Below are 24,535 nucleotides of genomic sequence, written 5' to 3'. Positions count from 1 at the left end.
TGCCATGACTATTTCATTGCAGTACTCACATATCACTGTCAACGATCCCGACGAAGCACTCACCTTCTACCGGGACGCCCTCGGCCTCGAGGTGCTCAACGACGTCGCGCAAGGCGGATTCCGGTGGGTGACGCTCGGCAGCAAGGACCAGCCGGGTGTTGAAATCGTGCTTTCCGAACCGCATGCGGGCCGGTCCAAGGCCGACGGCGACTCCCTCCAGGAGCTGCTCACCAAGGGTGTCCTGGGGCCGATCGTCTTCCGTTCCGACGACGTCGACACCCTCTTCGAGAAGGTCAGGGCTTCCGGCGCGGAGGTCATGCAGGAGCCGATCGACCAGCCGTGGGGTCCCCGCGACTGCGCGTTCCGCGATCCTTCGGGCAACATGGTGAGGATTTCGCAGGCTCCCGCCGCGTAGCTTGGTCTAGTCTTAGCGGTGAAGAGCAGCTGTTCCGGTTCCGCGTTCAACCGGGTTCTGCCGCAAAGGAAGATTCGGGGATCTGAGGCTCACCATGGATGATGGCGCTGAGCTGTGTACGCCGTTTCTGACCCAGCTATCCGTGAGTGGTGCAGCCGTGTCCATGTTCGGCGGGGCAGCGTCGGAGACCCTCGTGTGCGCAAGCGATGCGCTGGCGGCCAAGCTTGATGAGCTGCAGTTTGATTTGGGGGAAGGTCCAAGGTGGGAAGCCTTGCACACCAAGCTCCCGGTTCTGGTCCCCGATGTGCGAAATTCACATCCGTACTCGTGGCCGGTTTTTAGCAAAGCAGTCCTGGAGACCGAAGCGGCGGCGCTGTTTGTGTTCCCGGTGACCCTGGGCGCTTTGGAGCTCGGGGTTGTGGAGCTCCACAATACGAAACCGGGGAGCCTGAGTTACGCCGATTATGCAACAGCATCGGTCCTTGCCAGCCAAACGGCATGGCATTTGTTGCGACGGGTTCTGTCGGTGAACTCGCCCGACACAGACCCCGCCGTGGAAGCGGCGTTGATGTCCCGGCGGGAGATCCACCAGGCCACGGGAATGGTCCTGGCACAGTCAGGGAGTTCCGCTGCCGATGCACTTTTGTTGATGCGTGCACACGCGTTCGCGCATGCGCTGACATTGCGCGAAACAGCCGAGGCAGTGCTGCAGGGACGCCTGAGTTTTGCCCCGGGGAATGACGCGCACGGCAGCGGCGGTCTGCAGTAATATGGCGACATGGTGACCACAAGCCGCGCCGAGCGCGTCAGCGCGGCCTTCGTAAAGATCACGAACACGCTGGTCGCTGACTACGACGTGCTGGACTTGCTCCATGCGCTCGTCGAAGCATCCGTGGATCTGCTCGACGCCGCCGCCGCAGGGTTGCTGCTTGCAGATCCTCACGGCGAGCTGCAAGTCCTGGCCTCCACCAGCGAGCGAAGCCAGCTGGTTGAAATACTCCAGCTGCAGGCGGGCTCCGGTCCTTGTGTTGAGTGCTACCGGACAGGAACGCCGGTGGTCGTGGAGGACATCGCCTCCTTGACCGGCCAATGGGACGAATTCCGGGTGGCCGCCCTTTCACAGGGCTTCCATTCTGTCCACGCGGTACCGATGCGCGTTCAAGGAAGAACCATCGGAGCCATGGGTCTTTTCGGCGAACGGTCCGGCGCGCTGACGCCCGAGGACGTTGCAATCGGCCAAGCGCTGGCGGACGTTGCGACCATCGGCATCCTGCAGGAACGCACCATCCGCGAATCGGCGGTTGTCAACGAACAGCTTCAGCGCGCCCTGAACAGCCGGGTCCTCATCGAACAGGCCAAGGGGGTCATTGCCTACACTGCCGGAGTCAACATGGAAGAGGCGTTCGGGCGCTTGCGCTCATTTGCACGCGCCAACAACCAGAATCTGCATGACACCGCAGCGCGTGTCATCAACCGGACCCTGACTCTGTAAGCGGCAAAGACCGTCCGCCGAGCTAGGGTCTGGTAACCGGGCGAATCCGGAGAAATTCCTGGTGGGACGCTAATTCGATGCCCAGTGCTGCCGCCGAAATGTCCTCGAGAGCATCCATCATCGATTCGAAGGCAGCCCCGTTTCCGGGTTCCGAATTCTCATCGCCGAATTGGAGCGAACGAAAGAACGTAAAGCGCGCCACTTTTATTTTCAGCTCCGCGATGAGTTCGTCGATCTCCGCCAACGGGTAATCCCGCCAAGTTTCGGACTCTGCTGTGGCCGCGGGACGCCGGGCGTGGGAGGTGCGGGTGCTGGGGTCGTCTGGCATGATGTGTGATGTCCTCCTGAAGCGTGCGCCGACAATTGGCGCTGCCAGGGTCCGGGGCAACACACCTAGCCTATCCGACATGCCATCACGCGGAAAGGCTCTGACAAATAGTCCCTTACCCCCGCACTTTCCTTGCCGATAGTGGCAACCGTGAGTGAACAGGAAGATCAATCGGCGGGACGGCAGCGCACCGTGGACGTCTATGACTTCCGCAGGCCCACCACCTTGCCGCGACAGCACAGCCGCGTCCTGGAAGTCGCCTTCGAGACGTTCGCCCGCCAATGGGGAACACAGCTCACGGCCAAGGTCCGCGTGAAGTCCACCGCGACCCTTGAACAGCTCATCATGCAGAGCTACGACGAATACGCCGCATCCCTCCCTTCGGTCACGGCGATGGTGCTGTGCCGCATCGAGGGCAGCGAATCGCGGCTGGTCATGCAGTTTCCTGCCACGGCGGCATTGTCCTGGGTCACCCGCATGCTGGGCGGGGCCAGCGAGACGGCGGTCCCGGATCGTAAGTTCACCCAGATCGAGCAGTCCCTCATCAGCCGCATGGTGGAAGACGGACTGGAGGACCTGAGCTATTCGCTTGGTGCCCTGCTGACCACCCCTGTGCGCATGGACGTCATCCAGTACAACTCCCAGTTCGCCCAGGCCGCGGCTCCGGCAGAGCTCATGATCGTGGCCTCCTTCACCGTGAAGGTGGGCGAAAGCCTTGCCGCAGCCAGCCTCGCGATTCCCGCCGACATCCTCCTTTCCGGGCTCGGCGACGTGAATCCCACTGTCCACAGCCGCGACGCCGAGGCACTGGTCCGCGCCCAGGTCACCCAGGTGCCGGTGGACGTCGCCATCCAGTTGAGCCCCACTCCGGTGACGCCCGCGCAGATCCTGGGCCTCGCCGTCGGGGATGTCATTGCGCTGCCGCACCTGGAGAACCGACCGTTCGACGTCGCCATCAGCGGCACCCGCCTGGCCACCGCAGCACCGGCCCGCAACGGCTCCCGTGCAGCCGCCGTCATCGTCACAATCGAGGAGAACCAGCGATGAGCATCACCCTGACCCTGCACGAGTCCGCGGCCGAGCGTTTGGCGATGCAGCTGCCCACCCCTGCCACGCTGCAGGTCTCCGGCATTGTCCCGCCCCAGGCCGCTGCGCCATATGCACCCCTCGCTGTCACGGCCACTTTCGTGGGCGCCGTGACCGCGGACTTCGCACTCATCCTCACGGACCGCTCCTTCCTGGCCGCTGCCGGCGGCGGGTTGAACGGCGTCGTGTCCGGCGGAGTCGTGTCCGTCGTTGACGTACTGCGCCCCGCGATGGAACACGCAGCCGAGGCGTTCGACGCCGGCGTGCTGGGGGAGTTGCGCGAGGAAGACGCCGCGGGGCTGCTGTCCGACTCCGAAACGGCTGTTTTTGAACTGCGCCAGTCTCTCTCGACCGACGGCGCGCAGGCGTTCGGCTGGTTCGCCGTCCGGGTCCGCGAACACGGGACCGTGCAGGACACCGCCGCCGCGCGGAACGCCAAGTCCGGTACGGTTTCGGCCCGACTCGGACTGATCAGCAACGTCGAAATGGCCCTCACGGTGGAAATCGGCCGCACGCGCATGTCCGTGCGTGACGCCCTTGCCCTGGAACCGGGCAAAGTGATCGAGCTGGACCGCTCGGCCGGCGCGCCCGCGGATGTCCTCCTTAACGGGCGCCTGATCGCCCATGGTGAAGTGGTCGTCGTGGACCAGGACTATGCAGTGCGCATCACCCGCATCCTGGACGTCGCCGAGGGAATCTACTAGATGGATTCGCTCATCCTCGGGTTGCGCGTGCTCGTGGCCCTGGGTGCGGTGCTGGGGCTCATTTGGGTCCTGCAGCGCCGCCTTCTCAAAGGAAAGGCCAAGGGCCGACGCCGAGCCAACACCACCCTGACGGTGGTCAGCCGGCAGACTGTCGGCCAAAAGGCCTCGGTGGTGGTGGTCGACGCCGGCGACAAGCGCTTCCTTTTGGGTGTCACCGAGCACGCTATCAACGTCCTGCACAGCGGCGACGTCCCCGTGGAGGTTCCGGAGAGCTCTCCGGTACCCGAGAGTTTCGCCGACATCTTCCGCGACGCCCGTGGCGCGTCACTTGCGGACAACGGGCCTCAAACCGCTGCACTCCAAGCCGCTGCATTTCAAGGCAGCGGGCTCACGCGCCGGAGCGAGATCCACCGCCGCAGCGAACTGGACAAAGCACAGCCAATGCACGGTTCCATCCTTGCGGTTTCCACCTGGCGGCAGGCCGCCGAGGCCATCAGGGGACGCCGGAATTGATCCTGACTTTTGGGCCTGCCGATGCGCGACGCACCGGCAGGATATTGCTGGCCGTGCGCAGGACGCTTCCCGTAGTGCTTTGCATACTGGTACTGACGGCACTGTTCCTGTGGCTGGGCATGTCCACCGGACATGCTGCACCGGTGAGTCCGACGCCACCCACTCCGCCAGTAGTTCCCACCGCACCGGCCCAACCGTCCAACGGCAACGTCAGCATCAACATCAATGGGCTGGACGGAAAGCCATCCACCGCGGTGGTGACCCTGATCGGGATCACGCTGCTCTCCGTCGCGCCTGCCCTGCTGCTCATGATGACCTCGTTCACCAAGATCTTCGTGGTGCTGGCGATGACCCGCAATGCCTTGTCCCTCCCGTCCATCCCGCCCAACCAGGTGCTGGCCGGGCTGGCGCTCTTCCTGTCCCTGTTCGTGATGTGGCCTGTGATTTCGGAGATCAACAACGTCGGGATCCAGCCCTACCTGAACGGAACGCTGGACTTCAACGGAGCCGTTTCGGCGGGATCCGCGCCGCTCCAGCACTTCATGGTGGCCCACACCCGGCAGGAAGACATTGCCCTCATGACCCGCGCGGCCAAACTGGACAACCCTGCCAACCCGCAATCGGTCCCATTGCAGACCCTCATCCCGGCCTTCATGATCTCCGAGCTCCGGGCGGCGTTCATCATCGGTTTCGTCATTTTCATCCCGTTCCTGGTGATCGACCTTGTGGTCTCGGCCGCGCTGATGTCCATGGGCATGATGATGCTTCCGCCGGTGATGATCTCGCTGCCCTTCAAGATCCTGCTGTTCATCCTGGTGGACGGCTGGGGATTGGTGATCACCGCCTTGATCCAGAGTTATTCGAGCGGCTGATGGATACCAACGCAGTCCTGGACATTTGCCTCCAGGCCCTGATCCTCGCGGCCAAGCTGGCCGCGCCCGCCTTGGTGACCGCACTGGTGGTGGGCCTCGCCATTTCCCTCCTGCAATCCATCACTCAGCTTCAGGAAGCCACTCTCTCCTTCGTGCCCAAGGCAGTCGCCGTGGCCGTGGCCCTGGTGGTGTGCGGGCACTGGATGATCACCGAGGCCGTCTCCTTCACCAACGAGCTCTTTGCCCGGATACCCGCGCTGATCGGCGGAGCGTGAAGTGGAGCTGCCCTTCAACCAGTCCTGGCTTGAGGTCCTCTTGTTGGCCTCCGTCCGGATGACGGCGTTCCTGGTGGTGGCCCCGCCCTTCTCGCACCAAACTATTCCGCTGCGGATCAAAGGGATGCTCGGCATCGGATTGGGGCTCGCCGTTTCCCAACGTCTCTCCGCCGGCTACACCTCCAAGGACACCGCCGGCTTCATCGCGGCCGTGGTCCTTGAGCTCGTGACCGGGTTGGTCCTTGGCTTCCTCGTTCTGCTCGTCTTCGCGGCCATCCAATCGGCCGGCAGCCTGATAGACCTCTTCAGCGGCTTCCAGATGGCCCAGGGCTTCGATCCCCAGATGATGATCAACGGGGCCCAATTCACCCGGTTGATGCAGATGGCCGCCCTGGCCCTGCTTTTCGCCTCGGACGGCTACCAGCTGGTGATCGGCGGCTTGACCGGGAGTTTCACGGCCCTGCCGCTGGCTGGAGGACTGGATTTGGCACAGCCGGTGCACGCGATGATTTCGGCTGTCACCGGGATGTTCCTCTCCGCGGTGCAAATCGCCGGGCCGCTCCTGGTGGTGTTGGTACTCGCCGATATCGGGCTGGGGCTCCTCACCCGTGTAGCGCCCGCCCTGAATGCTTTTGCCCTGGGCTTCCCGCTCAAGGTCCTCATCACCCTCGGGCTTGCAGGGTTCCTGTTCCTGGCACTACCGCGCCTCGTTGCCATGCTCGCCGAGCAAGCGGCGAACACGCTGATGGGGGTGGGCTGATGTCGGATTCGCAAGAGAAAACCGAGCAAGCCACTGACAAGCGGATGCGGGAAGTCCGGTCCAAAGGGCAGCTTTCCCGCTCGCAGGATCTCACAGCCTGGCTCGCCGTCGGATCCGCGGCAGCCATGATCCCGTCCACCATCGAGCGTGCCTCCAACGCTGCGGCGGACCAACTGTTCACTGTCCGCGGCGTGATCGCGAACCCCGAGCCTGCGAAAGCCGTGGCGGCGCTCGAAGCCGGGTTCGGTTCTTTGGCCCAGGTGCTGGGGCCCCTGTTCGTGGTGGTCGTGGTGGTCATGGTGGTAGTGCTCGCCGGATCCGCGTTGCAGGGCGGCATCCACTTCAAGAAGTTCCGCGCCGAGTTTGAACACTTCAACCTTGTCAGCGGCCTCAAGCGGATCTTCGGCGCCCAGGCACTGTGGGGCGGCCTGAAAGCGCTCCTGAAGACCGCCGTCGTCGGGCTTGTCCTCTACGCCGTTGTGCAGGGGCTCATCCCGGTGCTGCTCACTGCCGGGGGACTGCCGGTATCCGGCATCCTTTCGGCAGCGGCCGGAGGCATAGGCTCGTTGATCCAGTTCGCCGTACTGGCGGGCCTGGTGCTGGCCGCCGTGGACATCTTCGTGGTCATGCGCCGCAACCGCAAAAAGACGCGCATGTCCAAGAAGGAAATCAAGGACGAAAACAAGAACAGCGACGGCGATCCCCTCATCAAGTCCCAGCGGCGCTCCCGCCAATTGAGCATGAGCCGGAACCGCATGATCGGCGCCATCGCGGACGCCGACGTCGTGATCGTCAACCCGACGCACGTCGCCGTAGCGCTGAAGTACGACGCCGGCAAAGCGGCACCGCGCGTTGTGGCCAAGGGAGCCGGGGTGATCGCTGCCCGTATCAGGGAAGAGGCTGAAGCGAAATCGGTCCCGATGGTCCAGGACGTGCCGCTGGCGAGGGCACTGCACTCAGCCTGCGAGCTGGGCCAGGAAATCCCTGTGGAGCTGTACCGGGCCGTGGCGGGAGTCCTGGCGTTCGTCATGTCGCTCAAGGCCAGGGGAGCCGCACGAGGGATCCACCGTTTGCCGGACGTGGCGGTAACCATGGCCGGAGCGCCCGCATGAGAGGGCGTCCACGCATGAGACATAGCCCCCGAACTGCACCCAGCAAGCACACTACCCTTGACAGGACACAGCAATGAACAGATTCGCCAGGCTCACCGTGCCGGTGGGAATCGTGGGCATCGTACTGCTGCTGGTGGTTCCGGTACCGGCGCCGCTGCTGGACTTCCTGATCGTCTGCAACATCCTGCTCGCCCTGTTGATCCTGCTCACCAGCATGTTCGTCAAGAAACCCCTGGACTTCTCCGTCTTCCCGTCCTTGTTGCTCGTGGCTACGCTGTTCCGGCTGGGGCTCAACGTCGCGTCCACCCGGCTGGTGCTGGGACAAGGATTCGCCGGACAAGTGATCGACGCTTTCGGCAAGGTCACCGTGGGCGGCTCCATGATCATCGGCGCTGTGGTGTTCCTGATCCTGGTGGTCATCCAGTTCGTGGTGGTCACCAAGGGCGCCGAACGCGTGGCCGAGGTGGGGGCAAGGTTCACCCTCGACGCCATGCCGGGCAAGCAGATGGCCATCGACGCCGACCTCAACGCGGGCCTCATCACGGATGCCCAGGCCCGCAAGCGCCGCGCCGAGGTATCCGCCGAGGCCGACTTCTACGGTGCCATGGACGGTGCCTCGAAGTTCGTCAAGGGCGATGCGATCGCGGGCATCATCATTATCGTCATCAACTTCGTCGGCGGCATTGCCATCGGCGTGCTGCAGCGGGGCATGAATGTGGGCGACGCGTTGAACTCCTATGGCCTGCTGACCATGGGCGACGGGCTCGTCACCCAGATCCCGGCCCTCCTCATGGCCGTGTCCACGGGCATGATCGTCACCCGGTCCAACGCCGAAGAAGACATGGGCCGCACGGCCTCCTCGCAGCTCATGCAGTCGCCCAACGCCTTGCTCATCGCAGGACTGGCCGCGGTGGCCATGGCACTCATTCCCGGCATGCCCATCGTGCCCTTCCTGCTGGTGGGCGCTGCCCTGCTGTTCGGCTCGAGGCGCCTGGCGGCGCAGCAGAAGAAGCAGGGCGAGGCTGACGACGCCCAGGAAGCGGCCACCCTGAGCTCCGAAGAAGACCCCAACGAGCGGCTCATGCAGGACATGCGCGTCCACCCCGTCGAGATCCTGTTGGCTCCCGACCTTGTCGACATGGTCTCCGGCGCCTCGGACGACCTCCTGGCCCGCGTCCGCTCTTTGCGCCACAAGATCGCCATGGAGTTGGGGATCGTGATTCCGCCCGTCCGCACGCGCGACAACGTCGAGCTGCCGCCGGCCACCTATGCCATCCGCATTGCCGGAGTGGAAGCCGGACGTGGCACGGCGCCGTCGGGCAAGTTGCTTGCCCTCGGCGATTACCTTGACGCACTGCCGGGCACCTCCACGGTGGAGCCGGTCTTCGGGCTGGCCGGAAAATGGATTCCCAGCGAGATGCGCCACAGCGCCGAAATGACAGGGGCAACGGTGATCGACCGGGTTTCCGTGCTGGTGACCCACTTGTCGTCGATCGTGTCCGCCAACGCCGCAAGGCTCCTCACCCGCGAGGACGTCAGGGTGCTGACGGAGGGCGTGCGCAAGCAGAGCCCCGCCGCCGTCGAGGAACTCATGCCCGGGCTCATGTCCTTGGCCGAGGTGCAGCGGGTGCTGCAGGGACTCCTCGAAGAACAGGTCCCCATCAACGATCTTCCCCGCATTTACGAAGCCCTTGCCCTCCGTGCCAAGGTTTCCACCGAGCCCGAGGCTTTGGTGGAAACCGCCCGGCAATCCCTGGGGCCCGCGCTCGCAGCCAAGTTCCTGGACGGCACAGTGCTCAATGTGATCATGATCGATCCGCTCCTGGAACAGTCCATGCTCGAAGACATGCGCCCGGCCGAAGGGGGTACCCAGATCGTCATGAGCCAAGCGCGTCTTGACGCCGTCCTGGCCTCTGTGCAGTCTTCGGTTGAGGCCGCAGCAAACGCCGGACGGCAAGCCGTTCTGGTGTGCGCCCCGGCCTTGCGGCCCGCGGTCCGGCGGCTCGTGGCGGCTCCCGACGGCGGTGTTCCCGTGCTGTCCTACCGCGAAGTGACGTCCGCAAACATCCAGATCGAAACCGTGGGGGTGGTCCGCCATGCCGAAGCAATACAAGCTTAAGGGCACCTCCCTGGATGACATCCGGGCGAAAGCCGAGCAACAGTACGGTCCCGGGGCGCGGATCGTCTCCGCCGAGAAAGTCACCAATCCGGGGATCGCCGGCCTCTTCGCAGCCAATCGCTACGAGGCCACCATCGAGGTTCCGGCAGCGGGTTCCACCCAACTAGCTAGCAATAGTTGTCGTTCTGACGGCCCAGAACGACAACAACTGCGAGCCAGTTGGGATGCCCAAGTTGCCGGGGACGCCCGCCCCGGCGGGGAGGCGCATGCGTTGCAGGGGCCCGCTATCGCCGCGCTCCTCGCGCAAGCCGACGCGGCCGAGATGGACCTTTACCGGCCCGAGGCAGCTGTCTCAACCGCCTCCCCGGATTTCGCTGGGATGTTGGAGCAGTTGGGGAAGGAGTTCCAGGTCTCGGGACCAGCGACGCAAGGGATGCTGACCGCGTTGCCAGCCGCCGCCGTCGGGCATACCGCTCCTATGCCCGTACCGGTACCACTTGCCGGCGGCGGCAACCTCATCATCCTGCTTGGCCTCGGCGACGACGCCTTGGGACCAGCGCTGGAAATGTCCATCGCCGAGGGCGGTTCCGATGTCCGGACAGCCGGAGCGTTGACCGCTTTCGGGCACCTCCACGTGGCGGGGCGCCAGGGCGCGACGGCGGCACGCGCCCAAGCGGTGCTCACCGGCCAAACCGTGCTGGTGGCGTACGGACTCGGCAGGCAAGGCGAAACCGGGAGGCACGCGGCGGGCATCGCAGCGCTCGCCGCAGACCAGTTGTGGCTGGTTGTTGACGCCGGGCGGAAAGCTGAAGACACGGCGGCCTGGGTCCGGGCGCTCTCCGCCGCGCTGGCCGCCGAGCGTGTCCACGTCGACGGCCTTGCTGTTTTCGGCGCGTCGGAGACTGGAAGCCCAGAAACTGTAAACGAGCTTGGTCTCCCCATCGGGTGGGTGGACGGCAAGCCCGCCCGCGTTGCCGTGCTCGGAAAGGTAGATTGAGAGCATGCTGGTACTGACACGCAAGCCGGGCGAACAGATCATGATTGGTGAGGACATTGTCATCACCGTCATGGAAGGCCGCGGCGACGGCGTGCGGATCGGGATCGAGGCCCCCCGAGGGGTGTCCATTCAACGTCGCGAAGTGGTCGAGGCGATCGCAGCAGCCAACCTCGCTGCCGCCCAAGCCGGCCCCGAAGCCGAGGAACTCGTTGCGGGGCTGCGTCCGCCTGCCCGGAAACCGGGCAAGGAATAGGCCGGGTTCTACTCCAAGCCCAGGAACTCCTTGAGGAGCGGCAGAGAGCAATCCCTCGTCACTGCCAGGGCCCGTTCGATATTGGCGCTTTCCGCAAGCAGCATCACGTCATCCGCATTGTCGGTTTGCGCGACCGCTACCGGCGCCGCCGGGACCCCATTGTCGGCGGGCTGCACAGAGCCAAGCGGCGGGTTACCGGCCCGTTGTTGCCCTGTCAGGAGAGCCTCGACGTTGGCGGCCGCGGTTGATTCGACTTGCTTGAGCACCAATACCAGCTCACGGTGGTGATCCTGAAGCAGTTCCGGCCAGATTCCGGGCGGGGCCACTGAGGCGATCATCGGCAAGGTGGCGTTCGCCGGGAGCCGCCACTCAATGGCTCGGGCCGAGGACTCGATGTTCCGGGCAAGTGTGTCGAAACGAAGGTTGTCCAGGACCTTTTCCACGTCAGCCGCAGCGAATTTCAACCAATGCGAGTTGCCTGCCCGAACGTGCAGCAACTGTGTTTCGAGCCGGTACAACAGTAGTTCCAGCTGTCTCCGCTCTCGCCACAGCAAAGCCGAAAGCTCATCCGCCCCCACGGTTCCCCATTCCCCGGTTTGGCCTAGGAACATGGTTCCGAGGCCTGTTTTTGTATCTTTTTCATGAGCGTACACGGATTGTTATTTTTCAGATGGTATGTTTCCTGAATACATGTCTGTTCCATGTAATCTTCAGCACGTTGCATCGTCTCAGCAGCTCGCCCATGAAGCCCGTGGAATCAGGCTTGGCAACTCAATAAACAGGTCTCATGGGGGGACTAATTTTGAATCGCGAAGAACGCAACGAGTTGGTGCTTCAGCACTTGCCACTCGTTGGCTATTTGGTGTCTGAGCTCTGCGCGAGAGCTTCTCATTTGTCGCGCGACGATTTCGCATCGGTAGGGTCCGTGGCGTTGATAACGTCTGCCGACTCCTTCGATCCGAACCTCGGAGTCCCCTTCGGCGCGTTTGCGCGCCGCCGGATCGTCGGAGCCTTTGCGGACGAGATGCGGGCCAGCGACTGGGCCACGCGATCGGCGCGTAAACGCATCAAGGAAACCATGTCGGTCCAGGAAACGCTCTCCGGCGTCCTTGGCCGCACGCCTTCGGTGGCCGAAACCGCCTCGGCCCTGGGCGTCGAACGCAGCGTGGTGGAAGCCGCCCTGGCCGACGCCGCACGGACGCTGTCGCCGCTGGACGACGTCGTCGTGGACACCGTCGCGGCGGACACCATCTCCCCGGAGCACTCGGTCCTGGCCGATGAGCGCCTCAAGTACCTTCGCGCCGCCGTCGACGCCCTGCCGGAAAAGATGCGTTACGTCGTCGAGGAGATCTACTTCGGGGGACGGACCGTCAAGGAACTCGCCGAGGAACTCGGTTCCACCCACGCCGCGGTCTCGCAGCAGCGCGCCGAGGGCATCCGCCTCATGCGCGATGGACTGTCCGCCCATTACGCCGACGATCCCGGGCAATCTTTTGAGCCCCAATCGCGCATTACTGCCCGACGCCGGCACGACTACCTCTCGACGCTTGCCACTGCTACTTTGGGCGGAATTACCCGCAGCTTCAGCTCGCCTGATGCTGCCTTGAACCGGGCGGTCTAGACACCGCCTAGTTTGCGGTCGGCACGCGGCGGAGCACGACGGCGGCAAGGACTGCCGCTCCGGCCATCAGTACCAGCCCGATCGCCGCTGTTATGTGGACCCCTGATTCAAAGGCGGCGCGTGCGGCCGCGGTGAGGGCGTCGCCCAATGGTTGGGGCAGTGTGGCCGCCGTGTCCACGGCTCCGGCGAGCGTCTCCCTTGAGCGTTCGGCTGCGTGGCCGGACAATTCGCCTGGAAGCAGCAAGTGGTGTTGGTAGGACGCTGTCAGGATGGAGCCAAGGACGGCTGTGCCCAGCAATGAACCGAGTTCGTAACCCGTTTCGGAGATCGCCGATGCCGCACCCGCCTTGTCGGCAGGAACCGCGCCGAGGATCAGGTCGTTGGAGATGGTCTCCGCCGAGCCAACCCCGATGGCCAGCAGCAGGAGTGCCGTCAAAAGGTACCCGGGCCCGTGGCTGTGGTTGCCCAGTGCGGCCACGAGGTATCCCACTGCGCTCAGCGCCAAGCCCGATGCCACCACCAGGCCCGGGCGTATCCGCTTGACCAGCGGAACCACCACCAGGCCCGCCACGATGGTGGCCAGCAGTGCCGGAACCATCGAGATCCCCGCCTGCATGGGGGATTGGCCTTCCACGAGCTGCAAGTGCTGCGCGAAGAAGTAGATGAAGCCGGTCATGGAGAACAGGGACAAGACGTTGGCGGTGATGGCCGTGCTGAAGACCTTGTTCCGGAAAAGCCGTACGTCCAACATGGGCGATGCCAAAGAGCGCTGCCTCCGGACGAAGACGATTCCCATGGCCAGGCCGAACGCCATGAAGGCCGCGGGTCCAGGGCCAAAACCGTGCACGGCGGCCTCCTTGATGCCATAAACCGCCGGAGCCATGGTGATGATGGAGAGTACGACGCTGGGAACGTCGGGCTTTCCCGGATTGCGGTCCTTGGACTCGGGGATGAGGGACGGGCCGAAGGCGAGCAGGGGCAGCAGTAGTGGCACCCCAACCAGGAAAACGGCCCCCCACCAGAAGTGCTCCACGAGCCAGCCGCCGAAGATCGGCCCGAGGGCGGCGCCGCCGGAGAATCCCGCTGCCCACACTGCCACGGCGAGCCGGCGCCGGTTCGGGTCCGGGAAGATGTTGCGGATCAAGGACAGCGTGGACGGCATGAGCATGGCTCCGAAGATGCCCATGCTGGCGCGTCCGGCGATGAGCCATTCAGCCGACGGCGCGAAGGCGGTGGCCGCGGAAACGGCGGCGAAGCCGGTGCTGCCGGTCAACAGCAGGCGGCGGCGGCCGATCCGGTCTCCCAGGTTTCCCATGGACACCAGCAGGGCTGCGAGCACCAGCGGGTAGGCATCGACGACCCATAGCAGCTGCACGCCCCCGACTTCCAGCGAACGGGCGATTTGCGGCAGAGCAAATGTCAGCGCCGTATTGTCCACAGCCACCAGCAGCACGGGGAACATCAGGAGTGCCAGGGCAGCCCAATCGCGCCACGGGGCGGATTGGATCGAAGGGGTGCGGGGGTGCTGGGTTGTGGACGGGCTGAACATGAATATAACTGTACCGTCTGGACGGTATAGTTTCAATCTGACTCATCGAACTGCCGCATCGAACTAAGGGATGATGGACACCATGCCGCGAAAACCTATTGCCCGGGACGCAGTCCTGGATGCCTTTGAAGCCCTGCTGATCGAGGTGGGGGAGCGGGCTGCCACCCTGGATGCCGTCGCCAAGCGCGCAGGCGTCTCCAAGGGCGGCCTGCTTTACCATTTCCCCAACAAGGAAGCCATGATCAGCTCCTTGCTCGAACGCATGGACGGGCTGGCCGCACTGGACATCGAAGCAATGAAGGCAGCGCCCGAAGGTGCGGCCGCATTCTTCATCAAGTCTTCCCTGTGGGCGGATACTCCTTTGGACCGAGTGTTCGTGGCAGCCACGCGGCTCGCGGAAGTAGCCCATGAAGAAACCCGCAGGCGCTTCGCCGGGATCCAGCAACAATGGCTCGATGTCCTCGCCGAGGAAGTGGGGCCCGAAATGGCCAAAGCGGTCCGGTACATGGGCGATGGACTCTACTTCAACGCAATGCTTGAAGGCGGCGCCGGTGATACGGAAGCCAAGGCCAGCGCGAGGAGCGCCGACGTCGGTGCGCTGCTGGCCGCCGTCGAACGCCTCCGTAACTGAGGGATCGGTGACCACATTTGCGGACACGGGCAGTCCATAGGACAATTGGTAGTTGTGGCAGCCGTCACCGGCAGCCACGATCTGATTCACATAACTGAATACGCCTTTGATCTGCGGCGGGAGAGTCCTGCAGGCATGTGATGCAGGCGCCGTAGGAGCAAATCCTCCCCAGGAATCTCTCAGGCCCCCGTACCGCCGCGGCAAGGCAACTCTGGAAAGCAGCGCGCTGACGCGTGCTCACCGACGGTGCAAGCGGAACAGTGCCACAAGCACGATTTCGCGGAAACTCTCAGGTCCAATACAGAGCGGGGAGGAACCCGATTAGCTGTGGCGCACCCTGCGCCGCCTTATTTATGGAGTTCCTTCGTGACGGTTAGTTCAACCTCCACTACGTTCGTTGACCGGCATATCGGCGCCCGCCGCCAGGCCGACATTGACATCATGCTCAAGTCTGTTGGCTACGACAGTGTCGATTCGCTCGTAGACACCGCGGTTCCCAATGACATCCGCCAGGACGTCGCATTGACGCTCCAGAACGCCCTCAGCGAGGTGGAAGTTCTGGCTGAACTTCGCAAGCTGGCGGCGAAGAACAAGACGGCCGTGCAGATGATCGGCCAGGGCTATTACGACACGGTCACTCCGCCGGTGATCCGCCGCAACATCCTCGAATCCCCGGCCTGGTACACGGCCTACACCCCGTACCAGCCGGAAATTTCCCAAGGCCGCCTCGAAGCCCTGCTGAACTTCCAGACCATGGTCCAGGACCTCGTGGGCCTGCCCATCGCCAATGCCTCCTTGCTGGACGAAGCCACCGCCGTCGCCGAGGCAGTCCTCATGATGCGCCGGGCCAACAAGAACAAGACGGCCCACGACGGCAAGACCGTCCTCGACGCCGACTGCCTGCCGCAGACCATCGCGATCGTGAAGGGCCGCGCCGAGGCGCTGGGCTTCGAGGTGGAGATCGCTGACCTGTCCGCAGGCCTGCCCGAGGGCGAGATCAACGGCATCGTGCTGCAGCAGCCGGGCGTTTCCGGCCGGGTGTTCGACCACTCCGCCGTGATTGCCGCCGCCAAGGAACGCGGTGCCCTGGTCACCGTCGCCGCTGACCTCCTTGCCCTGACCCTGATCACGCCTCCGGGCGAGCAGGGTGCCGACATCGCCGTCGGCTCCACCCAGCGCTTCGGCGTCCCGCTGTTCTTCGGCGGCCCGCACGCCGCGTACATGGCGGTCCAGAAGGGCCTCGAGCGCTCCATGCCGGGCCGCTTGGTGGGCGTGTCCAAGGACGACGCCGGCACACCCGCCTACCGCCTGGCGCTGCAGACCCGCGAGCAGCACATCCGCCGCGAGAAGGCGACGTCCAACATCTGCACCGCGCAGGCATTGTTGGCCATCGTGTCCTCGATGTACGCCGTCTACCACGGCCCCGATGGCCTGAAGGCGATCGCCGAGACCGCACACCACCACGCCCGCACCCTGGCCGCGTCCCTCAAGGCCGCGGGCCTTGAGGTCCTGCACGGCAGCTTCTTCGACACCGTCACCGTCCGGGTCCCGGGCAAGGCCGCAGGGATCGTTGCTGCCGCCGAGGCCAAGGGCATCAACCTGCGCGGCATCGACGCCGACACGGTGGGTGTCTCGGTCGACGAGACGACAACAACGGCGGTTGTCGCCGACGTCGTCGCGGCCTTCGGTGCCACTGTTTCCGGTGACGGCGAGGGCTTCGCGCTGGAGGCCGCCGTCGAGCGGTCTTCGGACTACCTGCAGCACCCGGTGTTCAACACCCACCGTTCCGAAACCCAGCTGCTGCGCTACATCCGCAAGCTGTCGGACCGCGACCTCGCGCTGGACCGCACCATGATCCCGCTGGGTTCGTGCACCATGAAGCTGAACGCCACCGCCGAGATGGAAGCCATCTCCTGGCCGGAATTCGCCTCGATCCACCCGTTCGCCCCGGATTCCCAGACCGTGGGCTGGCGCGAACTGATCGAAGATTTGGAAGCTGACCTGACGGAGATCACCGGTTACGATCAGGTCTCCATCCAGCCCAACGCCGGTTCCCAGGGCGAGCTCGCGGGCCTGCTGGCCATCCGCGGTTACCACCACTCCCGCGGGGAGGCCCAGCGCAATGTCTGCCTCATCCCGGCTTCGGCGCACGGCACCAACGCTGCCTCGGCGGTGCTGGCCGGCATGAAGGTGGTTGTGGTGGCCACCGCGGCCGACGGCACCATCGACCACGCGGACCTGCAGGCCAAGATCGACGCCAACAAGGACGTCCTCTCGGCCATCATGATCACCTACCCGTCCACGCACGGCGTGTACGACGCGGACGTGCGCGAAATCTGCGACTCCGTGCACGCGGCCGGCGGCCAGGTGTACGTTGACGGCGCGAACCTGAACGCGTTGGTTGGCCTGGCCCAGCCGGGCAAGTTCGGCGGCGACGTGTCCCACCTGAACCTGCACAAGACCTTCTGCATCCCGCACGGCGGCGGCGGACCCGGCGTGGGCCCGGTCGCTGCCAAGGCACACCTGGCACCCTTCATGCCGGGCGATGCCAACAAGGCAGCCCATGAAGACGGGTACGGCGTTGCGATTTCCGCCTCGCGTTACGGCTCGGCCGGTGTGTTGCCGATTTCCTGGGCCTACGTGAAGCTCATGGGCGGCGAAGGCCTCACCGAGGCCACGAAGTCCGCGCTGCTTGCCGCGAACTACATAGCCTCGCGCCTGAACGAGTACTTCCCCGTTCTCTACACCGGTGAAGGCGGACTCGTGGCCCACGAGTGCATCCTTGACCTGCGCGAACTGACGGCCAAGACCGGCGTCACCGCGGAAGACGTGGCCAAGCGCCTCATCGACTACGGTTTCCACGCCCCCACCCTGGCGTTCCCGGTCGCGGGCACCCTGATGGTGGAGCCCACCGAATCCGAGGACCTCGGGGAGATCGACCGCTTCATCGAAGCCATGATCACCATCCGCAAGGAAATCGACCAGGTTGCCCACGGCGACTTCGCGGTGGAGAACAGCCCGCTGCGCCACGCACCGCACACCGCGGCCGCCGTCGTCTCCTCGGACTGGAACCGTGAGTACTCCCGCGAGCAGGCCGTCTTCCCGGTCCACCACCTCAAGCAGGACAAGTACTTCCCGCCCGTAGGCCGCATCGACGGCGCCGCCGGCGACCGCAACCTGGTCTGCTCCTGCCCTCCGATCGAAGCCTTCGAGAACTAAAGGACTCCTCACGATGACTGAGAACTACACTGCGCTCTACGAAGAGCACAAGAAGCTCGGCGCTTCCTTCACCGATTTCGGTGGCTGGCAGATGCCCCTGAAGTACTCCTCCGAACTGGCCGAACACCACGCCGTCCGCCAGTCCGCAGGCCTCTTCGACCTTTCCCACATGGGCGAAGTCTGGGTCACCGGCCCGGACGCCGCGGCATTCCTGGACTACGCCCTGGTGGGCAAGATCTCCGCCATGTCTGTTGGCAAGGCCAAGTACTCGCTGATCTGCCAGGAAGACGGCGGCATCATCGACGACCTCATCACCTACCGCCGCGGCGATGCCAAGTTCCTGGTGGTTCCGAACGCGGGCAACGCCAAGGTTGTTGCCGAGGCACTGGCGCAGCGGGCTGCCAACTTCGACGTCGTCGTCGAGGACGCCTCCGCGGCAACCTCGCTGATCGCCGTCCAAGGTCCCAAGGCGGAAGAAATCCTCCTCCGCTTGGTCCCGGCGGAACAGCACTCGCTGGTCACCGAACTCAAGTACTACGCCGCCGTCGAGGTGCCCTTCACCTTTGCCGGGAAGACCACGGAACTGCTGCTCGCCCGCACCGGCTACACGGGTGAGGACGGCTTCGAAATCTTCGTGGACAACGATGCCGCTGCCGCCCTGTGGCAGGCAATCGCGGCAGTTGCCCAGGACGGCGAGCTGATCCCCGCCGGCCTGGCTTCGCGTGACTCTCTCCGCCTCGAAGCCGGCATGCCGCTCTACGGCAACGAGCTCTCCCGCGAAGGCAACCCCTTCTCGGCAGGGCTGGGCCCCGTGGTTTCGCTCGCGAAGGAAAGCGACTTCGTGGGCCGTGCTGCTCTCGAAGTCCTGAAGGCCGAGGGCGCCGGTTCCACCAGCGGCCGCAAGCTGGTTGGGCTCAAGGGCCTGGGCCGCCGCGCCGGCCGCAACCACTACCCGGTCCTCAAGGACGGCATGGTGGTCGGCGAAGTCACCTCCGGCCAGCCCAGCCCCACCCTCGGCTACCCGATCGCCATGGCATATGTGGACGTCGAACACGCCGAGCCAGGCACGGCTCTGGACGTAGACCTGCGCGGCAAGTCCGAGCCGTTCGAGGTTGTCGCACTGCCTTTCTATAAGCGGACCAAATAAGTTTCGGATGGGTGACCGTGGTTGCGTTTAGCCCGTCGGGACCGACATCCTCTGCGGGCTCGGTCGCGAAGACGCCCGCTGGGCGGACGTGACGCTCCCTTAGACGCCCGCTGCCGGATGCCGGTCCCGATGGGGCCGTCCTCGTCACCTTTGGTTATCGAACTGATGGGTGGTTATCGAACAGAAAGGGCGAACAGTATGAACCTCGGCTCACCCTTGGTGCCTCTGTTGCGAACCGGGCACCTGTCGCGTTCGATCGCCCTAGGTTTTTGGAAAATGGGCCACCTGCCGCAGCTTGGCCCACTGGAACTGAATCGGCCCACTGGAACCATGGGTCACCTACTAAACCCGAAAGGGCCAGCGTTCTTTTCCGGAACTGTTGGCCCCGAAAACTGAACTGGCGGACGGCGGGTGACGGGATTCCGGCAGCGTGCGTCTAAGCGAGGAACGAGCGAGCACGCCGAGGAATTCCGTCACCCGCCACCCAACCCGACCACAATTAGATTTAGACCAACGCAAAGGAAAAAACATGGCAAAAGTTGCACCTGAACTCCAGTACTCCGACGAGCACGAGTGGGTTGCCCGCGACTCCGGCGAAGCCGGATCGAACATTGTGTCCGTCGGCATCTCCGCCGTGGCCACCGATGCTCTCGGCGACATCGTGTATGTTGACTTGCCCGAGGTCGGTTCCGCTGTGACTGCGGGGGAGACCTGCGGCGAGGTGGAGTCCACCAAGTCCGTCTCGGACCTGTACTCCCCGGTGACGGGGGAGGTCACGGAAGTGAACTCCGCCGTCGTTGACGATCCTGCCCTGATCAACAACGATCCGTACGGTGCGGGTTGGCTCTTCAAGGTGGCCGCCGAGTCCGACGGTCCGCTGCTTTCCGCGGAGGAATACGCTTCCAAGAACGGTGGCGAGCTGTGAGCGCGGCGACCGGGGCCGCAGGCACCGAGAACATTGCGTTCGAGCAGGTCGTTTCGCCGTCCCTGGACGCGGTGTTGTCCGAGCTGGATCCGGAGATCGCGGCGAAGATCGACGACGAGCTGAACCGTCAGCGTTCGGGCCTGGAAATGATCGCGTCCGAGAACCACACTGCCGTGGCCGTGATGCAGGCCCAGGGTTCGGTGCTGACCAACAAGTACGCCGAGGGCTACCCGGGCAAGCGCTACTACGGTGGCTGCGAGCATGTGGACGTCATCGAGCAGCTCGCGATCGACCGTGTGAAGGCCCTTTTCGGTGCCGGGTACGCGAACGTGCAGCCGCACTCCGGCGCCCAGGCGAACGCCTCGGTGATGCACGCCCTGATCAAGCCGGGCGACACCATCATGGGCCTGAACCTGGCCCACGGCGGTCACCTGACCCACGGCATGAGGATCAACTTCTCGGGCCGCCTGTACAACGTGATCCCGTACCAGGTCCGCGAAGAGGACCACCGGATCGATATGGCCGAAGTGGAGCGCCTGGCGCTCGAGCACAAGCCGGCCCTGATCGTGGCGGGCTGGTCCGCCTATGCCCGCCAGCTGGACTTCGCCGAGTTCCGCCGGATAGCGGACCTGGTGGGCGCGTACCTCATGGTGGACATGGCGCACTTCGCCGGCCTCGTGGCCGCGGGCCTGCACCCGTCCCCGGTCCCGCACGCCCACGTCACGACCTCGACGACGCACAAGACCCTCGCCGGTCCGCGCGGCGGCATCATCCTGACCAACGACGCCGACATCGCCAAGAAGATCAACTCCGCGGTCTTCCCGGGCCAGCAGGGCGGCCCGTTGGAGCACGTGATCGCCGGCAAGGCCGTGGCCTTCAAGATCGCCGGCTCACCGGAGTTCAAGGAACGCCAGGAGCGCGTGCTGGCCGGTGCCCGGATCCTGGCCGAGCGCCTCGTCCAGGACGACGTCACCGCCAAGGGCATCAACGTGATCTCCGGCGGCACGGACGTGCACCTGGTCCTGGTGGACCTGCGCGACTGCGAGCTCGACGGCCAGCAGGCCGAGGACCGCCTCGCTGCGATCGACATCACCGTCAACCGCAACGCGGTCCCGTTCGACCCGCGCCCGCCGATGGTGACGTCCGGTCTGCGGATCGGCACCCCGGCACTGGCAACCCGCGGTTTCGGTGAGGCGGCGTTCCGTGAAGTTGCGGACATCATCGCCGAGGCACTGATCGCCGACGCCGGCGCGGACCTCTCCGGCCTGCGTCACCGCGTGGAGGCACTCGCCGCCGCGCACCCGCTCTACCCGGGCGTCGCGAACCTCAGCTGAGGTTCTCCGACCCCGGCAAGCCCGTCGGGTCCGGCAGACCCCAGTTTTCACGCGTGCTGCTCCTTCGTCGCTTTGACGCACGCTTTCGAAAACCGCGGCCTGTCGGCCCCTCGGAGGGGGCTGGGCATCCGGCAGCATGCGTCTAAGGGAGCGTCACGTCCGCTCAGCGGGCGTCTTCGCGACCGAGCATGCAGAGGATGTCCGGCACCCTCCCAACCCGACCACAACTAACTAAGGAATCCGACATGGCTGTTGGCGTCTTCGATCTTTTCTCTATTGGGATTGGTCCTTCGAGTTCGCATACCGTGGGGCCGATGCGGGCTGCTGCGGTCTTTGCGGGTGAGCTGAGGGAGTCCGGTGCCCTGGAACGGGTGGCGTCGCTGCGCGTTGATCTGTACGGTTCCCTGGCTGCTACGGGCCGCGGGCACGGCACGATGACCGCGGTGCTGTTGGGGCTGGAGGGTTACCACCCCGAGGAGATCCTCCCCGAGGAAGTGGAGGAACGGCTCGCCTCGATCGCCGAAACCGGCACACTGAACCTTTGCGGCGCCGTCGACCCAGAGTCCGGCATGTCGCTGCCGTACGGGGAAGCGGACATGATCCTGCACCCGCTCACGGTCCTTCCCCGGCACACGAACGGGATGAAGTTCTCCGTGTCCGGCGCCGACGGCGAGGTGCTGCACGAGGCCACGTTCTTTTCCGTGGGCGGCGGCTTCATCGTCCGCGAAGGCGAAGAGGACGCAGCCCAGAAGGAACTGGAGGAGTCCAAGAAGGAACTCCCGCTGCCCTTCCGCACCGCCGCCGAACTCATGGGCCGCTGTTCTTCCAAGGGGCTCGGCATTTCGGACATCATGTTCATCAACGAGCGCGCCTCCCGGACCGAAGAGGAAATCCGCGAAGGCCTGCTGCACATCTACTCCGTCATGGAGGCCTGTGTCGAGACGTCCCTCAAGCGCGAAGGCGTGCTGCCCGGCGGGCTGAAGGTCCGCCGTCGGGCCCCGGACTGGCACGAGCGGCTCCTGAAGGAAACCAAAGACCAGGACCCTGACTACCGGGATCCGAAGTACTGGCAGGAATGGGTGAACCTCATCGCCCTGGCCGTGAACGAGGAAAACGCCTCGGGCGGGCGCGTGGTCACCGCGCCGACGAACGGTGCCGCCGGGATCATCCCCGCCGTGCTGTACTACGCCCTGCACTTCGCCCCCGGCATGGACAAGGCCACGCAACAGGACCGCGACGACGTCGTGGTGAAGTTCCTGCTCGCCGCGGGCGCCGTCGGGGTGCTCTACAAGGAGCAGGCCTCGATCTCCGGCGCCGAAGTGGGCTGCCAGGGCGAGGTCGGTTCAGCTTCCTCGATGGCCGCCGCCGGCCTGGCCGAAGTCATGGGCGGCTCGCCGGGACAGGTGGAGAACGCGGCGGAGATCGCGATGGAACACAACCTGGGCCTGACCTGCGATCCGATCGGCGGGCTCGTGCAGATCCCGTGCATCGAACGCAACGCGATCGCCGCGGCGAAGGCCATCAACGCCGCGAAGATGGCGCTCTGGGGCGACGGCACCCACCGGGTGTCCCTGGACGAGGTCATCGTGACCATGCGCGAAACCGGCAAGGACATGTCCTCCAAATACAAGGAAACCGCCATGGGCGGCCTCGCCGTCAACGTAGTGGAGTGCTGACGCCCGCTTCCTGATACTCAAGGCGACGGGTACCGGAAGGCCAGGCGGGGCCCAGCAACGCCGCGGATGCCATGGCCGCGAATACCGACCAAATGCTGTTGCTGCGGCCGGTGGTGAGCGGCGGAATGGGGCGGTAGACGATCATCGGGTCCTCCTGGTTCGGCTTTCGTTACAACCACTTTCCGCCTCCGGGATAGCTGTGGACTTTGGGGAACCTTTGCCGCCGCTGTGAGAAATCGAAGGGGCCCACTTCGAGGCGTTGGAACGGACCAGGCTGTGGCTCCCTGTGGGGGCCGATAGACTTGGGGCTGAACGCCTGCGCCGCACACCGGCGCCTGCTGCCTCACGTACGCAACTGATTGGACACGGCCCCCTTGCGAGAATTTACCGCACGCTTTGCCACCGCCGAGGAAATCGAACACTGGGACAAACACGTCACGGCCAACCCCAACGGCGGCAACCTCCTCCAATCCGAGGCCTTCGCGGACGTGAAGCAACACTTTGGCTGGAAGCCTCTGCACCTTGTCTACGAGACCGAGGAATACAGCAGCTACAACCTGGTCTTGGAGAAGTCGTTTCCACTGCTCGGCAAGCTCTGGTACCTCATCAAGGGTCCTGACGTGGCCGGCGTCGAGGACATTCCCGGGATCATCAAGGCCAACCGGGAATTCGTGAAGCGGGACAAGCTCGGGGTTTTCGCCGTGAAAATCGAGCCGGACATCGTCCTCAGCGGCGAAGCCCGGGACGCGATCGCGGCCACCGGGGCGGTCAAGACCCCCAACCTGCAGCCGAACGACTCCACAGCCCTGCTGGACATCTCTCCCGAGGAGAACCAGCTTCTGCGCAACCTGCATTCCCGCGGCCGGAACGCCGTTCGCCGGGCCATCCGCGAAGGCGTCGAAGTCCACACGATGGAACCGACGGAAGAGAACTTCCGCGCCATGTATGCGCTGATGACCAACACGGTCGAGGCGAAGTCCCAAGTGCGGGTCCGCGAATTCGGGTACTATCGCCAGTTCTGGACCAACTTCATCGAACGTGGCCAGGGCAGGCTCTTGTTTGTCTTCGAAAACGGTGTCCCCTCGGTTGGTGCCTTCGTCATCAACTATGGCCGGAAGGGCACCTACAAGGACGGCGGATCGCTGCAGAAGCGCGCGCAGTACGGCGATTCGCATTTGGTCCAGTGGACCGCCATCAACCAGGTCAAGGAACTGGGTTGCACGGAATACGATTTCTGTGGCACCCCGCCCGCTGACCGGCTCAAAGACACCTCGCACCCCTTCCACGGACTTGGCCTGTTCAAGACCAGCTTCAGCAAGACCGTCACCGACTTCGTCGGCTGCTATGACCAAGTCATCAGCCCGCTGAAGTACAAGCTCTGGACCGCAGCCGGGGAACGTATTGCGCGGCAGGTCTACACCCGCCGCACGGGCCAGCAGTTCTACTAGAATCGCAGCGCCGACCCGTGTGCTGCATGTGCAAAACCCCGTATTTGGAGGAACCCCGC

At 64.7% G+C, this 24,535-nt stretch carries 25 protein-coding genes and 2 riboswitches; of the genes, 21 read left to right on the top strand and 4 right to left on the bottom strand.

Features of this window, described 5'->3' with window-relative positions; genetic code table 11:
- Window positions 1–4: 4 nt before the first annotated feature.
- From ABEA18_RS21075 to ABEA18_RS21065, 3 genes are all read left to right on the top strand, one after another.
- Window positions 5–415 carry a VOC family protein gene (locus ABEA18_RS21075; protein WP_059388226.1) on the top strand — a complete coding sequence of 137 codons (411 nt, stop codon included), beginning with the start codon at window positions 5–7 and terminating at the stop codon, window positions 413–415.
- A 142-nt stretch (window positions 416–557) separates the two neighbouring features.
- Window positions 558–1,184: a GAF and ANTAR domain-containing protein gene (locus ABEA18_RS21070; RefSeq protein ID WP_345452468.1), complete on the top strand. Its 627-nt coding sequence runs from the start codon at window positions 558–560 to the stop codon at window positions 1,182–1,184.
- Between the two features lie 9 nt (window positions 1,185–1,193).
- Window positions 1,194–1,907: a GAF and ANTAR domain-containing protein gene (locus ABEA18_RS21065; RefSeq protein WP_345452467.1), complete on the top strand. Its 714-nt coding sequence runs from the start codon at window positions 1,194–1,196 to the stop codon at window positions 1,905–1,907.
- A 22-nt stretch (window positions 1,908–1,929) separates the two neighbouring features.
- Here ABEA18_RS21065 and ABEA18_RS21060 read toward each other — a convergent pair whose 3' ends face one another.
- Entirely contained in the window at window positions 1,930–2,235 is a 306-nt protein-coding gene (locus tag ABEA18_RS21060; RefSeq protein ID WP_345452466.1) for a hypothetical protein, read from the bottom strand.
- A 150-nt stretch (window positions 2,236–2,385) separates the two neighbouring features.
- Between ABEA18_RS21060 and ABEA18_RS21055 the strand changes: the two genes are divergently transcribed.
- The 10 genes from ABEA18_RS21055 to ABEA18_RS21010 all read left to right on the top strand — a co-directional run bounded on the left by ABEA18_RS21055 (window position 2,386) and on the right by ABEA18_RS21010 (window position 10,926).
- Window positions 2,386–3,282 carry a flagellar motor switch protein FliM gene (locus ABEA18_RS21055; protein WP_345452465.1) on the top strand — a complete coding sequence of 299 codons (897 nt, stop codon included), beginning with the start codon at window positions 2,386–2,388 and terminating at the stop codon, window positions 3,280–3,282.
- Entirely contained in the window at window positions 3,279–4,025 is a 747-nt protein-coding gene (fliN, locus tag ABEA18_RS21050; RefSeq protein WP_345452463.1) for a flagellar motor switch protein FliN, read from the top strand. Before ABEA18_RS21055 ends, fliN begins: the two co-directional genes overlap by 4 nt.
- Window positions 4,026–4,538, top strand: a complete 513-nt coding sequence (fliO, locus tag ABEA18_RS21045; RefSeq protein WP_345452462.1) for a flagellar biosynthetic protein FliO — start codon at window positions 4,026–4,028, stop codon at window positions 4,536–4,538. It abuts the gene before it with no gap.
- Window positions 4,539–4,657: 119 nt separating this feature from the next.
- The gene (gene fliP / locus ABEA18_RS21040; RefSeq protein ID WP_345452662.1) at window positions 4,658–5,410 is read left to right on the top strand and encodes a flagellar type III secretion system pore protein FliP; all 753 of its coding nucleotides are present in this window, start codon (window positions 4,658–4,660) and stop codon (window positions 5,408–5,410) included.
- On the top strand, window positions 5,410–5,685 hold the full coding sequence (fliQ, locus tag ABEA18_RS21035) for a flagellar biosynthesis protein FliQ (protein WP_059388219.1): 276 nt from the start codon (window positions 5,410–5,412) through the stop codon (window positions 5,683–5,685). The genes fliP and fliQ overlap by 1 nt, the downstream gene beginning before the upstream one ends.
- 1 nt (window position 5,686) lies before the next feature.
- The gene (locus ABEA18_RS21030; protein WP_345452461.1) at window positions 5,687–6,445 is read left to right on the top strand and encodes a flagellar biosynthetic protein FliR; all 759 of its coding nucleotides are present in this window, start codon (window positions 5,687–5,689) and stop codon (window positions 6,443–6,445) included.
- Window positions 6,445–7,557: an EscU/YscU/HrcU family type III secretion system export apparatus switch protein gene (locus tag ABEA18_RS21025; RefSeq protein ID WP_345452460.1), complete on the top strand. Its 1,113-nt coding sequence runs from the start codon at window positions 6,445–6,447 to the stop codon at window positions 7,555–7,557. Before ABEA18_RS21030 ends, ABEA18_RS21025 begins: the two co-directional genes overlap by 1 nt.
- A 73-nt stretch (window positions 7,558–7,630) precedes the next feature.
- Entirely contained in the window at window positions 7,631–9,676 is a 2,046-nt protein-coding gene (locus ABEA18_RS21020; protein ID WP_345452458.1) for a flagellar biosynthesis protein FlhA, read from the top strand.
- Window positions 9,654–10,673: a hypothetical protein gene (locus tag ABEA18_RS21015; RefSeq protein ID WP_345452456.1), complete on the top strand. Its 1,020-nt coding sequence runs from the start codon at window positions 9,654–9,656 to the stop codon at window positions 10,671–10,673. The genes ABEA18_RS21020 and ABEA18_RS21015 overlap by 23 nt, the downstream gene beginning before the upstream one ends.
- 4 nt (window positions 10,674–10,677) lie before the next feature.
- Window positions 10,678–10,926, top strand: a complete 249-nt coding sequence (locus tag ABEA18_RS21010) for a carbon storage regulator (protein ID WP_345452454.1) — start codon at window positions 10,678–10,680, stop codon at window positions 10,924–10,926.
- Between the two features lie 8 nt (window positions 10,927–10,934).
- On the opposite strand, the gene ABEA18_RS21005 is transcribed toward ABEA18_RS21010, so the two are convergent.
- Window positions 10,935–11,537 (bottom strand): hypothetical protein, encoded by a 603-nt coding sequence (locus tag ABEA18_RS21005; RefSeq protein WP_345452452.1) that lies wholly within the window; start codon window positions 11,535–11,537, stop codon window positions 10,935–10,937.
- Window positions 11,538–11,713: 176 nt separating this feature from the next.
- Between ABEA18_RS21005 and ABEA18_RS21000 the strand changes: the two genes are divergently transcribed.
- Entirely contained in the window at window positions 11,714–12,547 is an 834-nt protein-coding gene (locus ABEA18_RS21000; RefSeq protein WP_345452450.1) for a sigma-70 family RNA polymerase sigma factor, read from the top strand.
- Between the two features lie 7 nt (window positions 12,548–12,554).
- On the opposite strand, the gene ABEA18_RS20995 is transcribed toward ABEA18_RS21000, so the two are convergent.
- Window positions 12,555–14,096: an MFS transporter gene (locus ABEA18_RS20995; protein ID WP_345452448.1), complete on the bottom strand. Its 1,542-nt coding sequence runs from the start codon at window positions 14,094–14,096 to the stop codon at window positions 12,555–12,557.
- A gap of 82 nt (window positions 14,097–14,178) precedes the next feature.
- On the opposite strand from ABEA18_RS20995, the gene ABEA18_RS20990 reads away from it, so the two are divergent.
- From ABEA18_RS20990 to ABEA18_RS20965, 6 genes are all read left to right on the top strand, one after another.
- Window positions 14,179–14,727 carry a TetR/AcrR family transcriptional regulator gene (locus ABEA18_RS20990; protein WP_345452446.1) on the top strand — a complete coding sequence of 183 codons (549 nt, stop codon included), beginning with the start codon at window positions 14,179–14,181 and terminating at the stop codon, window positions 14,725–14,727.
- A 107-nt stretch (window positions 14,728–14,834) separates the two neighbouring features.
- A riboswitch (glycine riboswitch) is annotated at window positions 14,835–14,932 on the top strand.
- Between the two features lies 1 nt (window position 14,933).
- Window positions 14,934–15,041, top strand: a riboswitch (glycine riboswitch).
- 52 nt (window positions 15,042–15,093) lie between these two features.
- Entirely contained in the window at window positions 15,094–17,946 is a 2,853-nt protein-coding gene (gcvP, locus tag ABEA18_RS20985; RefSeq protein ID WP_345452444.1) for an aminomethyl-transferring glycine dehydrogenase, read from the top strand.
- A gap of 13 nt (window positions 17,947–17,959) precedes the next feature.
- Complete coding sequence (gcvT, locus tag ABEA18_RS20980; protein WP_345452442.1) at window positions 17,960–19,093, top strand: glycine cleavage system aminomethyltransferase GcvT; 1,134 nt, start codon at window positions 17,960–17,962, stop codon at window positions 19,091–19,093.
- Window positions 19,094–19,622: 529 nt separating this feature from the next.
- The gene (gcvH, locus tag ABEA18_RS20975) at window positions 19,623–20,018 is read left to right on the top strand and encodes a glycine cleavage system protein GcvH (RefSeq protein WP_345452440.1); all 396 of its coding nucleotides are present in this window, start codon (window positions 19,623–19,625) and stop codon (window positions 20,016–20,018) included.
- Window positions 20,015–21,352 carry a serine hydroxymethyltransferase gene (gene glyA, locus ABEA18_RS20970; protein WP_345452438.1) on the top strand — a complete coding sequence of 446 codons (1,338 nt, stop codon included), beginning with the start codon at window positions 20,015–20,017 and terminating at the stop codon, window positions 21,350–21,352. Before gcvH ends, glyA begins: the two co-directional genes overlap by 4 nt.
- Window positions 21,353–21,597: 245 nt before the next feature.
- Entirely contained in the window at window positions 21,598–23,028 is a 1,431-nt protein-coding gene (locus tag ABEA18_RS20965) for an L-serine ammonia-lyase (protein WP_345452436.1), read from the top strand.
- On the opposite strand, the gene ABEA18_RS20960 is transcribed toward ABEA18_RS20965, so the two are convergent.
- Entirely contained in the window at window positions 23,009–23,173 is a 165-nt protein-coding gene (locus ABEA18_RS20960; protein ID WP_345452434.1) for a hypothetical protein, read from the bottom strand. The two genes, ABEA18_RS20965 and ABEA18_RS20960, sit on opposite strands and share 20 nt — an antisense overlap.
- Before the next feature lie 229 nt (window positions 23,174–23,402).
- Here ABEA18_RS20960 and ABEA18_RS20955 point away from each other — a divergent pair, with 229 nt between their 5' ends.
- Window positions 23,403–24,476 (top strand): lipid II:glycine glycyltransferase FemX, encoded by a 1,074-nt coding sequence (locus tag ABEA18_RS20955; protein ID WP_345452432.1) that lies wholly within the window; start codon window positions 23,403–23,405, stop codon window positions 24,474–24,476.
- Window positions 24,477–24,535 lie beyond the last annotated feature (59 nt).

The sequence above is a fragment of the Arthrobacter gyeryongensis genome, assembly GCF_039543785.1.
Taxonomy (GTDB): domain Bacteria; phylum Actinomycetota; class Actinomycetes; order Actinomycetales; family Micrococcaceae; genus Arthrobacter; species Arthrobacter gyeryongensis.
This window is presented reverse-complemented; position numbering and strand designations above follow the sequence as displayed.